Consider the following 12,192-nt stretch of genomic DNA (forward strand, 5'->3'; position numbering starts at 1 on the left):
CGCGCGCCGGTCAGATCAGCCAGCCAATAGGTAGCCAAGATGGACGTGCAAGAAACCACGGCAGGCCGGGACGCCTTCGCCGAACTGGCGTCGCCAGCGTGTATCCACGACCCGTATCCGTTCATGCGGTGGTTGCGCGAGCACGATCCGGTGCATCGCGCGGCCTCGGGCCTCTTTCTGTTGAGCCGCCACGCCGACATCTACTGGGCGCTCAAGGCCACGGGCGATGCGTTTCGGGGACCTGCGCCGGGCGAACTGGCGCGCTATTTCCCGCGTGCGGCGACCAGCCTGTCGCTCAATCTGATGGCGTCCACGATAGCGATGAAGGACCCACCGACGCATACGCGTCTGCGCCGGCTGATCTCTCGCGATTTCACCATGCGCCAGATTGACAACCTGCAGCCGAGCATCGCGCGCATCGTCGCAGCGCGCCTGGACGGCATGGCGCCCGCGCTGGAGCGCGGGGAGGCGGTGGACCTGCATCGGGAATTCGCGCTGGCCTTGCCCATGCTGGTCTTCGCCGAACTGTTCGGCCTGCCCCCGGACGACATGTTCGGGCTCGCCGCCGGCATCGGCGCCATTGTGGAAGGCCTGAGCCCGCACGCCAGCGATTCCCAGCTCGCCGCGGCGGACGCGGGCAGCGCCAGGGTGCAGGCCTACTTCGGCGACCTCATACAGCGCAAGCGCACCGATCCCCGCCACGACATCGTGTCGATGCTGGTCGGCGCACACGACGACGATGCCGACACGCTGTCGGATGCGGAGTTGACCAGCATGCTGTGGGGCATGCTGCTGGGCGGCTTCACCACCACTGCTGCGACCATCGACCATGCGGTCCTGGCGATGCTGGCGTATCCCGAACAGCGGCACTGGCTGCAGGGAGACGCTGCGGGGGTGAAGGCATTCGTCGAAGAAGTCCTGCGCTGCGACGCGCCCGTCCTGTTCAGCGCCACTCCGCGTATCACCCAGCGCGACATCGAACTGGGCGGCGTGGTGATCCCGAAGAACGCGGACGTGCGCGTGCTGATCGCGGCCGGCAATCGCGACCCGGATGCCTTCGCCGATCCCGACCGCTTCGATCCTGCGCGGTTCTACGGCACCAATCCTGGCATGTCGACCGACGGGAAGATCATGCTGAGTTTCGGCCACGGCATCCACTTCTGCCCCGGTGCGCAACTGGCCCGGATCCAGTTGGCCGAGAGCCTGCCGCGGATCCAGGCGCGCTTCCCCACGCTGGCATTGGCCGAGCAGCCGAGCCGGGAGCCCTCCGCGTTCCTTAGGACGTTCCGCGCGCTGCCGGTGCGGCTGCATGCGCAGGGGGGCTGAGATGCGCGTCGTGGTCGACCAGGATCTGTGCGGAACCACCGGGCAGTGCGTGCTGACGCTGCCGGGCACCTTTCGCCAGCGCGAACCGGACGGCGTGGCCGAAGTGTGCGTGGCGACGGTCCCGCAGGCGCTGCACGCCGCCGTGCGGCTCGCGGCCAGCCAGTGCCCGGTCGCCGCCATTCGGGTCATCGAAAGCGACGCTGGCGATGACGAGCGCGCCAGCGCCGACCCTGCGCCTTCTCCGGCGGAGGCCGAGCGGCATGCCGCGAAAGACCAACGCAAACACGAGGACACGATGGGACGGTTTGAAGGCAAGGTGGCCGTGGTGACCGGCGCCGGCGCCGGCATCGGCAAGGCATGCGCCCTCGCCATCGCGCGCGAGGGCGGCAGAGTGGTGGTGGCCGACATTGATCGCTCGGCGGCCATCGCCTGTACCGCGCAGATCGCGGCCGAAGCGGGCCAGGCGCTGGCCCTGGCCATGGACATCGCCGATGCGCAGGCGGTGGCAGCGCTGTTCGAGACGGCGGAGCGGCACTTCGGTGGGGTCGACCTGCTGGTGAACAACGCGAGCGCCATGCATCTGACCCCGCGCGACCGCGCGATCCTCGACCTGGACCTGGCGGTCTGGGATCAGACCATGGCAACCAATCTGCGCGGCACGCTGCTCTGCTGCCGGCAGGCCATCCCACGGATGATCGCCCGCGGCGGTGGCGCGATCGTCAACATGTCGTCGTGCCAGGGGCTCAGCGGTGATACCTCGCAGACGTCCTACGCCGCGTCGAAGGCGGCGATGAACATGCTGTCGGCCTCGCTCGCCACCCAGTACGGTCATGCGCAGATCCGCTGCAACGCGGTGGCGCCGGGTCTCGTCATGACCGAGCGTCTCCTCGCCAAGCTGGACGAGTGCATGCAACGGCATCTGCGCCGGCACCAGCTCCTGCCGCGCGTCGGCCGCCCCGAGGACGTGGCCGCGCTGGTGGCGTTTCTGCTCTCCGACGATGCTGCGTTCATCACCGGCCAAGTCGTGTGCATCGACGGCGGCATGCTGGCGCATGTGCCGACGTACGCCGACGGTGGCAACAGCCGCGCCGCGCGGCCTGCCGGCGACACCGCCGAAGCGGCCGCGGCGCCGCGCTGCTGATGGACATGCTGCTCAACCCGCTGGACCGTCGGCACCGGCTGCGGCACGACATCCCGGTCGTGCCCGGCGCTTTCCCCCTGGTCGGGCATCTTCCCGCCATCGTCTGCGACCTGCCGCGCCTGCTGCGGCGCGCGGAACGGACGCTGGGCAGCCACTTCTGGCTGGATTTCGGCCCTGCCGGACACCTGATGACCTGCGTGGATCCGGATGCGTTCGCACTGCTCCGGCACAAGGACGTGTCCTCGGCGCTGATGGAAGAGATGGCGCCCGAGTTGCTTGGCGGAACGTTGGTCGCCCAGGACGGCGGCGCGCACCGGCAGGCGCGCGATGCGATCAAGGCGGCGTTCCTGCCCAAGGGGCTGACCCAGGCCGGCATCGGCGACCTGTTCGCGCCCGTCATCCGGGCGCGGGTGCAGGCGTGGCGCGACCGCGGCGACGTAACCATCCTGCGCGAAACCGGCGACCTGATGCTCAAGCTCATCTTCAGCCTCATGGGAATCCCCGCGCAGGACCTGCCGGGATGGCATCGCAAGTACCGGCAACTGCTGCAGTTGATCGTGGCGCCCCGGGTCGACCTGCCCGGACTGCCCTTTCGGCGCGGCCGTGCCGCCCGCGACTGGATCGACGCGCAGTTGCGCCAGTTCGTCCGCGACGCGCGCGCGCATGCCGCGCGCACCGGGTTGATCAAGGACATGGTGAGCGCCTTCGATCGCAGTGACGATGCGCACTCCGATGACGTCCTGGTCGCCAATATCCGCTTGCTGCTGCTTGGCGGTCACGACACCACCGCCTCGACGATGGCCTGGATGGTGATCGAGCTGGCGCGGCAGCCTGTGCTGTGGGACGCCCTGGTCGAGGAGGCGCAACGCGTGGGCGCGGTGCCGACCCGGCACGCGGACTTGGCGCAGTGTCCCGTCGCCGAGGCGCTGTTCCGCGAGACGCTGCGCGTGCATCCAGCGACCACGCTCCTGCCGCGTCGCGCGCTGCAGGAATTGCAACTCGGCCAACGGCGCATTCCCGCGGGCACCCATCTGTGCATCCCGCTGCTGCATTTCTCGACCTCGGCGCTGCTGCACGAGGCGCCTGATCAGTTCCGCCTGGCGCGGTGGCTGCAACGTACGGAGCCAATCCGGCCGGTGGACATGCTGCAGTTTGGTACGGGCCCACACGTCTGCATCGGCTACCACCTGGTATGGCTGGAACTGGTGCAGTTCTGCATCGCCTTGGCGCTGACCATGCACAAGGCCGGGGTGCGGCCGCGTTTGCTGAGCGGCGTCGAAAAAGGCCGGCGCTATTACCCGACCGCACATCCGTCCATGACAGTCCGCATCGGATTCTCATGAGCTGGCATCGCATGCCCCGTGTGGCGAGGCAGCGGCGCCTGCGACGCTCGGCATTGCTGCACTCGGCACGCGCGCTCGGTGCGACGCCGGCACCACCGCGGCGGCTCGCCACTCGCCGTGGCCGTCTCCTGTCAGGTACAAGGACATGAACAACATGCAGACCGGTTCCACGCTACACGACGGCCGAACTGGCGTTTCCGCGCTCGGCGGATTGGGCGCGCAGGCGCGCGGCGCATCCGGCGGGCTGCTGCCGGAGATCTGGATGCAGGACGGCGCAAAGCGGGTCGAACAGGCGCTGGCGCGTCTTCTCTGCGCCGAAGACGACGGTGAGACCGAGCTGATGGCGGCGATGCGCTACGCCACCTTGCATGGCGGGAAGCGCACCCGCGCCTTGCTCTGTCTGGCTGCCGGCGCACTGGCCGACACGCCGGCGCACATGCTCGACGACGTCGGCGCCGCCATCGAGATGATGCACGCCTGTACCCTGGTCCACGACGACCTGCCCGCGATGGACGACGACGTGCTTCGCCGCGGCCTTCCGAGCGTGCACGTCAAGTTCGGCGAAGCGACTGCGATCCTGGTCGGCGATGCGCTGCAGGCGCACGCCTTCCTGACCCTGGCGAGCCTGGATGCGCCGGGCGACAACCGCATCGCGCTCGTGCGCGAACTGGCGCAGGCGGTGTCCGCCGAGGGTGCCGCAGGCGGGCAGGCCATGGATCTGTCGCTGGTTGGAAAGCACGTCGAGCTGGACAGGATCGTGGCGATGCACCGGATGAAGAGCGGAGCGCTAGTGCGCGCGTCCGTTCGCATGGGCGCGCTATGCGCCATCGCGGAGGATGCCGCGCACGCTGCGCTGTACTGTGCGCTCGATCGCTACAGCGCCTATTTCGGCCTGGCGTTGCAGGTGGTCGACGACATTCTCGACGCGACAGCGGATAGCGCGACGCTGGGCAAGACCCCCGGCAAGGACGCGGCGGCGCAGAAGCCGACCTGCGCGTCGATCATGGGGCTGCAGGCAGCGCGCCAGTTCGCGTTGGGTCTGTTGCGCGACGCCGGGGAGGCCATCGCCCCGCTGGGGCCGCGTGCGGAACGGTTGGCGCAGATGCTGCAGCGGGCCAACGCGTATCTGTTCAAGCACGCGCCATGCGCATGAGCGCGCCCGTCCGCATGGAGTCGCCCCTGTGCCGCTGCGATCGGCCGGCGGCAGCGGTGCATGCCTGCACTGTGTCCGAGTCCGCGGCGCCGATCGCAGCGGTTGCCCAGCACGGGCGCGGCGCACGCGGCGCGCTGCGCGCAACCCTATGCGGCGGACCGGCGCCAGCATGGGGGCGCGTCGCCGCGCCGGAGCAGGGCGGCCGTCCGGCGCTGCCCATGCGCCGGGCCGCGACGGGCCTGCGGCGACGTGCGCGGCGTCTGCCCGATCCTGGTTCTCGTCAACGGTCTGCAGAAGGAACATCCCGCGTGAACGCGCTGTCCGAACAGATCCTTTCCGAATTGCGCCACCTGCTGAGCGTGGTGAGCGACGGCGGCAGCGTCGGTCCGTCCGTCTACGACACGGCGCGAGCTCTGCAGTTCCACGGCAACGTCACCGGTCGGCAGGACGCATACGCGTGGCTCATCGCGCAGCAACAGGCTGATGGCGGATGGGGAAGCGCGGACTTCCCGCTGTTCCGCCATGCGCCCACGTGGGCGGCGTTGCTGGCATTGCAGCGTGCCGATTCTCTTCCCGGCGCTGCCGACGCAATCCAGGCTGCAATCCGGTTCCTCGAGCGCCAGCCCGATCCCTACGCGCATGCGGTGCCGGAAGACGCGCCGATCGGCGCGGAGCTGATCCTGCCGCAGTTTTGCGGCGAGGCCGCATCCTTGCTGGGCGGCGTGGCGTTTCCGCGGCACCCGGCGCTGTTGCCGTTGCGGCAAGCGTGCCTGGTCAAGCTGGGGGCGGTGGCGACGTTGCCGAGCGGCCATCCGTTGCTGCACTCCTGGGAAGCCTGGGGGACGTCGCCGACCACCGCATGCCCGGATGACGACGGCAGCATCGGCATTAGTCCGGCGGCCACCGCCGCGTGGCGTGCGCACGCCGTGACACAGGGGAGCACGCCGCAGGTCGGGCGCGCCGACGCGTATCTGCAGGCGGCATCGCGTGCGACGCGCAGCGGCATCGAAGGTGTCGTTCCCAACGTCTGGCCGATCAATGTGTTCGAGCCATGCTGGTCGCTGTACACCCTGCATCTGGCCGGGCTGTTCGCGCATCCCGCGCTCGCCGAGGCGGTGCGCGTGATCGTCGCGCAGCTCGACGCCCGCCTGGGCGTGCGCGGTCTGGGCCCGGCCTTGCACTTCGCGGCCGATGCGGACGACACCGCCGTTGCGTTGTGCGTCCTGCGCCTTGCAGGACGCGACCCGGCGGTCGATGCGTTGCGCCATTTCGAAATCGGCGAGCTGTTCGTCACCTTCCCCGGCGAGCGCAATGCCTCGGTGTCGACCAACATCCATGTCCTGCATGCGTTGCGACTGTTGGGAAAGCCCGCCGCCGGCACCAGCGCCTACGTCGAGGCCAATCGCAACCCGCACGGTCTATGGGACAACGAAAAATGGCACGTTTCATGGCTGTATCCCACCGCGCATGCGGTCGCTGCGCTGGCGCAAGGCAAGCCCCAGTGGCGCGACGAGCGCACGCTGGCGGCGCTGCTGCAGGCGCAGCGCGACGACGGCGGCTGGGGCGCCGGTCGCGCGTCCACATTCGAGGAAACCGCCTATGCGCTGTTCGCGTTGCACGTGATGGACGGGAGCGAAGAGCCGACAGGGCGCCGGCGCATCACGCAGGCGGTGGCGCGTGCGCTGGAGTGGATGCTCGCCCGCCATGCGGCGCATGCATTGCCGCAGACGCCGCTGTGGATCGGCAAGGAACTGTATTGCCCCACGCGGGTCGTGCGCGTGGCGGAACTCGCGGGGTTGTGGCTGGCGCTTCGTTGGGGGCGGCGCGTCCTGGCCGCGGGAGCAGGAGCGGCGCCATGATCCAGACCGAACGCGCGCTGCAGCAGGTGCTGGAGTGGGGGCGTACCCTGACCGGGTTCGCCGACGAGCATGCGGTGGAAGCGGTCAGGGGTGGCCAGTACATCCTGCAGCGCATCCACCCGAGCCTGCGCGACACCAGCGCCCGCACCGGCCGCGATCCGCAGGAAGAAACGCTGATCGTGGCGTTCTATCGCGAACTGGCGCTGCTGTTCTGGCTCGACGATTGCAACGACCTTGGCCTGATCGCGCCGGAGCAGCTCGCCGCGGTGGAGCAGGCGCTAGGGCAGGGCGTGCCGTGCGCGCTCCCCGGATTCGAGGGCTGCGCTGTGCTGCGCGCTTCGCTGGCCGCGCTCGCCTACGATCGTCGAGACTATGCTCAGCTTCTCCACGATACCCGGTGCTACTGCGCGGCGCTGCGCGCCGGGCACGCGCAGGCGGCAGGAGCGGAACGCTGGTCCTACGCCGAGTACCTGCACAACGGCATCGATTCGATCGCCTACGCGAACGTGTTCTGTTGCCTGTCGTTGCTGTGGGGGCTGGACATGGCGACCTTGCGCGCGCGTCCGGCGTTTCGCCAAGTCCTGCGGCTCATCTCCGCGATCGGGCGCCTGCAGAACGATCTGCATGGACGCGACAAAGACAGGTCGGCCGACGAGGCCGACAACGCGGCGATCCTGCTGCTGCAGCGCTATCCGGCTATGCCTGTGATGGAGTTCCTCAACGACGAGCTGGCTGGCCATACGCGCATGCTGCACCGGGTGATGGCGGAAGAACGCTTTCCCGCGCCGTGGGGACCGTTGATCGAGGCCATGGCGGCCATCCGCGCGCAGTACTACCAGACCTCGACCAGCCGCTACCGCAGCGACGCTGCGGGGGAGGCCAGCGTGCGCCAGCCTGAACGCGCGGGAGGCGGCGGCGTGCGCGCGCTGCCGTCGATCCGAACGCAACGCCGTCGCCCGATGCGACGGATGGAGCGAGCATGAGCGACACCGCCGTGAGCCGGCGCAAGGACGACCATCTGGACATCGTGCTGGATCGGCGAACGGCGCCGACCAAGGTCGCCGCCGGCTGGGAGTACATCCGTTTCGAACACTGCGCATTGCCCGAGTTGGACCTGACGCAGATCGACCTGCGCGCCTCGCTGCTGGGCAAGACCATGCGCGCGCCGCTGCTGATCAGCTCCATGACCGGCGGCATGCCACGCGCCGAGGCCATCAACCGGCATCTGAGCGAGGCGGCGCAAGCCTTGGGGATCGCCATGTGCGTCGGTTCGCAGCGCGTGAGCCTGCAATCCCGCAACTCCCAGGGGCTGACGCGCGCGCTGCGCCGCCTGGCCCCAGACATTCCCTTGCTGGCTAATATCGGCGCCGCGCAACTGCGCGAGGCCGACGGCCTGGACCTGGCGCGCCGGGCGGTGGACGCGCTGGAGGCCGATGGACTCATCGTCCATCTCAATCCGCTGCAGGAAGCGGTACAGCCGGAGGGCGACCGCGACTGGCGCGGCGTCCTGGCGCAGATCGCTCGCGCCGCGCGCAGCGTGGGCGTGCCGATCGTGGCCAAGGAAGTGGGGTCGGGCCTCTCCGCCTCGGTGGCCTATGCGCTCGTCGAGGCGGGCGTGGCGGTGATCGATGTCGCCGGCGCCGGCGGCACCAGTTGGGCCGCGGTGGAGGGCGAGCGCGCCCGCGATGCCGCCGACCGTGCAGTGGCGATGGCGTTCGCCGATTGGGGGATTCCGACCCCGGCCAGCGTGCAGGCGGTACGTCGGGCGCTGCCAACGGTGAAGCTGATCGCGTCGGGCGGGATCCGCGACGGCGTCGACGTGGCCAAGGCCATCCGCCTGGGCGCGGACATCGCCGGGCAGGCGGCCGGCGTGCTGCGCGCGGCGACGGTGTCGACCGAGGCGGTTGTCGCGCATTTCGAGATCGTCATCCGCCAGTTGGCCGTCGCCTGCTTCTGCACCGGCTCGGCTGATCTGGCGGCGTTGCGTCAGGTGCGCTTGTTGCCCTCGGCGCATCTGCCCGCCGGCTGATGCCGGCGTCGCCCGCACGTGGCGGCGGGCGCCTAGCAGGCTGCTGAAATACCTACGGCAAAGATAGACTACTGATCCACCTTGGTGAGGCGGTTCGATGCGCGGGAGCGATGTTTTCATGGAGCAGCTGTTCACGATGAAGCGCTTGGAGGATTTCGTTCCAGCCGATCATCCACTGCGTCCGATCCGGCTGATGGTCAATGAAGCGCTGGTGCGGCTAGACGGCTTGTTTTCCGCCATGCACGCCTGCAGTGCCAAAGGCGGTCGCCCCAGCATTGCGCCGGAGAAATTGCTGCGGGCCATGTTGTTGCAGGTGTTCTACAGCGTCCGTTCGGAGCGGCCATTGATGGAGCAGGTGCAGTACAACCTGCTGTATCGCTGGTTCATCGGTCTGTCGACGGACGATGCGGTGTGGGTGCCGACGGTGTTCAGCAAGAACCGCGAGCGATTGATCGAACGCGATGCGGTGATCGCGTGTTCAACGAAGTGGTAAAGGCTCGACGAACTCCTTCCGTGGAATTGGCGCCACCGAAACAAGCAAGTCGATCAGGCAGCCTGAGTGACCGCTGTGCGGTCTTCACCGGCCTTCACCGGTCTCTTCACCGGATGCTTACCGAGAAGGCGCCCAAGGAGAGTGAAAACACCGGCCAGCCCGTCGACCGACGAGCCCGGCAAGGTGCTGGACGTGTCGAAGACGCCGGCATCCTGGCGAAGCATACCCACGCGCAGCTTGCCGCGACGGGCATGCGTGGGCTTGGCCCTCCGGGCAGGCGTGCAGGAAGGCCAGGTCTTTCACCTCCGCGACGTGGTCGTTCCGCAACAGCAAGGCAGGCCGTCGACCTCCGTCACGTAGGCCAAGGCCGATTCCAGGAGATGGGCGCCATATCGTACGAGCCCTGCGCGCGCTCGGTGATAGCGATACTCTCAAAACCAGCGCGCGCCGCGTGCATGCATTCGTCGAGCGCATCCCGCCGGTCATGAAGTATGCCAGTTTTTAAACTGGCGGGGCCGTCACGTAATCTGCCCAGCGTTCAAGCGCCTCGCGCATCCGGGCTGCATAGCGAGCGCGGTTATAGACCAGCCCGATGGCCGCTGACGTGATTTAAAATCGCCTCTATAATGTGAGGCAATACGCCAAGCTGATCGGCCATCATCGTGGACGCCGATCTCCGAAGGTCGTGAACTGTCCAATTGGGTAGCGGTTGACCTAGGACCTCGGCGATGCGCGGCATCAAGAGCCGCCTTCGACTTCGGCTTGGATCCACTCGCTCGGCACGCCTCCTACTTGGAGTGGACATATCGCTCGCTGGCGTCCTCCCGGATCATGCGGAAGAGGCGCTGAGCTCGCGAGGCGAAACGCTCTACCGCGCGCGCTGCGCATCGTGCCATGAGGGCGGCGTGGCGCGCGCCTGACACCAACGCGCTGCGGCAGTTCAGGTCTGAGCGGATGAGCTTTGCTCATATTAGGGAAACAACTAGGCCGCCTCCGCGTCGGTTTGCTGGAGGGCACGGCTCATGCCAGAGCGCTAGTTTGTCGAGCAAGAAGTTCAAATCGCTCGGTACCGCCTTTTGGAGCGAGAAGTTACTGATTCGCTTGCCGCATGTCTGAGTCACGCTATTGTCGAAGAACTTGAAGCTGATCTGAGAAGGGATCGCGAGATCGGCCAGAGCAGTTCTGACTGTGGTTCGCGCTTTAAGCTCGACTGACAAGCTGACGCGGCAGCACCATCACGATATCATCAAAGCGCACGCGCGCGAACAGACGTCGAACGCCCTTGCGCCGACGATGAGCGCGATGCGAGATCGCTTAGTCACGAGTATCGGTCAGATGCATGCCTTGCAAATAGAGATCCTAGCGCGCCATCGCGCTTCAAAGGTGTCAAATTCTTTCAGCGCCAACGCTTGTGCGTCTAGTGGATTGCTAGGCTGCGCTATGATAACGCCCCCAGCTTCTCCGCTAGAACCCGGTTCGAGGGATATCTCCGTAGGCCACTCCAGTAATGATTTCGAAAGCATGGGCTTGCCCGCGTACCAGCATTTTCGCCCGTTGATGAGACGATAGGACCACCACTGCCCTTGTGGATTTGAGGGCATTGCACCGCTGCATTGTTGCTTTGCTTGTACGTTTGTCATTTCGAGTGACGACAGGGCAGCAATGCAAACGGTCAAAGCAAATGATTGAAGCGGTTTGCTCATGGGCGGACTCAATTGCCTCGTTGCTGCAATCGGCTTACGGCGACGATCAAGGCGGGGCGTTCGAGAACTTCCACCAACTTCTCAAGGATATGCGCATTATCCTTGGGCCAGGGCTGAAGGTATTCTTCCAGCATGAGTTGCGCTTCGCCAATTGCTTGCAGAGCTAATTGTTGATCAGTCATCGCTATTTACCCATCAAACAAATCCGCTGACGAGATTTAGCGGAATGAGAAATCAAGTCGGTTCTGGGGTATATCCTCCGCTCATTTGCGACTGCTTGATCAATTTTTGTTTCATGCCCGCGACGCGACAGCAGATCTTTTTGCAAGCCACGGACGGCTGTGTCGCTAGCCGCGATGGTGTATGGCCGAGAGCGGGGACAGCGGCGACCGAGGACGGAGTAATTCTTAGGCCGCCGTCCGATCTTCCTTCTCCGCCCCACGCATTACGATCTTGAGCACATCATCCGGCAATGGCCGCTGCAACGCCTTGGCCTCATCCCACGGCGCGCGCATCCATACGTCACGCTCCTCGTCGGTGGTCAGGATCACCGGCATCGCTTTCGCATGGATCGGTTCAACCACGGCATTCGGCGTAGTCGTCAGGAAGCCATAGACAAGGTTAGGTTCGGGGGATCGGCTTGAACTTCGTGCCGCGATCACCGTTGGTGGCGGCGGCATGCCCAGCGCATCATCGGACGAACCCGGAGACGAAGAAAACGGACGTGGTGTGGTTCACGCTGAACGATGACCGGCCGCTGTTCGCGTTCGCTGGTATCTGGACCACATTCATCGGCCTCGGGCATTCCAACTGTGCGTCGGCTCAAGTTGAGTCCTCATGGTACGAACGGATAAATGTGGGTGTGGGAGGCCGCGACGGTGATAGCGCGGCGGAGTAAGGGAAGAGAGTAAGTGCAATGGCAGCATCGATGCAGTTGCCGCGCGAAAGCACTGACGCTGCAAAAGGTGCTCTTCTCCACACACGTCGCGTAGCACCGATCTCCACGTTTTGCTCATGTTGAAAATGAGGATCAGCCAGCATTTGCGGCATCCCTGTGTCATGCAGTCGTCATATTGGAGCCGGTGAGTTTTAGGGACTACGCGTTGCGCGACGGCCTTCTGTGTCAACAATGACCATGTAGCGAC

At 66.6% G+C, this 12,192-nt stretch carries 8 protein-coding genes and 5 pseudogenes; 10 read left to right on the top strand and 3 right to left on the bottom strand.

Translation table 11 applies throughout. From position 1 onward, the window contains the following. Positions 1–39: 39 nt before the first annotated feature. The 9 genes and pseudogenes from GWG65_RS28330 to GWG65_RS28365 form a co-directional block, all read left to right on the top strand. Entirely contained in the window at positions 40–1,326 is a 1,287-nt protein-coding gene (locus GWG65_RS28330) for a cytochrome P450 (RefSeq protein ID WP_275198824.1), read from the top strand. A 1-nt stretch (position 1,327) separates the two neighbouring features. Then, positions 1,328–1,453, top strand: a pseudogene (locus tag GWG65_RS40490) (ferredoxin); the annotation flags it as partial. Between the two features lie 168 nt (positions 1,454–1,621). Then, entirely contained in the window at positions 1,622–2,467 is an 846-nt protein-coding gene (locus tag GWG65_RS28335) for an SDR family oxidoreductase (protein ID WP_342760676.1), read from the top strand. After that, a complete protein-coding gene (locus GWG65_RS28340; protein WP_275198826.1) occupies positions 2,467–3,810 on the top strand; it encodes a cytochrome P450 in 1,344 nt (447 codons plus the stop codon). The genes GWG65_RS28335 and GWG65_RS28340 overlap by 1 nt, the downstream gene beginning before the upstream one ends. Before the next feature lie 145 nt (positions 3,811–3,955). Then, positions 3,956–4,963, top strand: coding sequence for a polyprenyl synthetase family protein (locus tag GWG65_RS28345; RefSeq protein WP_275198827.1), 1,008 nt, complete (start codon positions 3,956–3,958; stop codon positions 4,961–4,963). Positions 4,964–5,271: 308 nt separating this feature from the next. Beyond that, positions 5,272–6,822, top strand: coding sequence for a hypothetical protein (locus GWG65_RS28350; protein ID WP_275198828.1), 1,551 nt, complete (start codon positions 5,272–5,274; stop codon positions 6,820–6,822). Beyond that, a pseudogene (locus tag GWG65_RS28355) lies at positions 6,819–7,720 on the top strand (hypothetical protein). The gene GWG65_RS28350 and the pseudogene GWG65_RS28355 overlap by 4 nt, the downstream one beginning before the upstream one ends. An 81-nt stretch (positions 7,721–7,801) precedes the next feature. Beyond that, positions 7,802–8,851 (top strand): type 2 isopentenyl-diphosphate Delta-isomerase, encoded by a 1,050-nt coding sequence (gene fni / locus GWG65_RS28360; protein WP_148744164.1) that lies wholly within the window; start codon positions 7,802–7,804, stop codon positions 8,849–8,851. 97 nt (positions 8,852–8,948) lie between these two features. Then, positions 8,949–9,323, top strand: a pseudogene (locus GWG65_RS28365) (transposase); the annotation flags it as partial. A gap of 1,352 nt (positions 9,324–10,675) precedes the next feature. Here GWG65_RS28365 and GWG65_RS28375 read toward each other — a convergent pair. From GWG65_RS28375 to GWG65_RS28385, 3 genes and pseudogenes are all read right to left on the bottom strand, one after another. Next, the gene (locus tag GWG65_RS28375; RefSeq protein ID WP_275198829.1) at positions 10,676–11,047 is read right to left on the bottom strand and encodes a hypothetical protein; all 372 of its coding nucleotides are present in this window, start codon (positions 11,045–11,047) and stop codon (positions 10,676–10,678) included. 8 nt (positions 11,048–11,055) lie between these two features. Next, the gene (locus GWG65_RS28380; RefSeq protein ID WP_275198830.1) at positions 11,056–11,229 is read right to left on the bottom strand and encodes a hypothetical protein; all 174 of its coding nucleotides are present in this window, start codon (positions 11,227–11,229) and stop codon (positions 11,056–11,058) included. 225 nt (positions 11,230–11,454) lie between these two features. Next, positions 11,455–11,713, bottom strand: a pseudogene (locus tag GWG65_RS28385) (SOS response-associated peptidase); the annotation flags it as partial. Between the two features lie 34 nt (positions 11,714–11,747). Between GWG65_RS28385 and GWG65_RS28390 the strand changes: the two are divergent. Further along, positions 11,748–11,843: pseudogene (locus GWG65_RS28390) on the top strand (SOS response-associated peptidase); the annotation flags it as partial. Positions 11,844–12,192: the final 349 nt, after the last annotated feature.

The organism is Bradyrhizobium sp. CSA207, assembly GCF_029051685.1.
GTDB lineage: Bacteria > Pseudomonadota > Alphaproteobacteria > Rhizobiales > Xanthobacteraceae > Bradyrhizobium.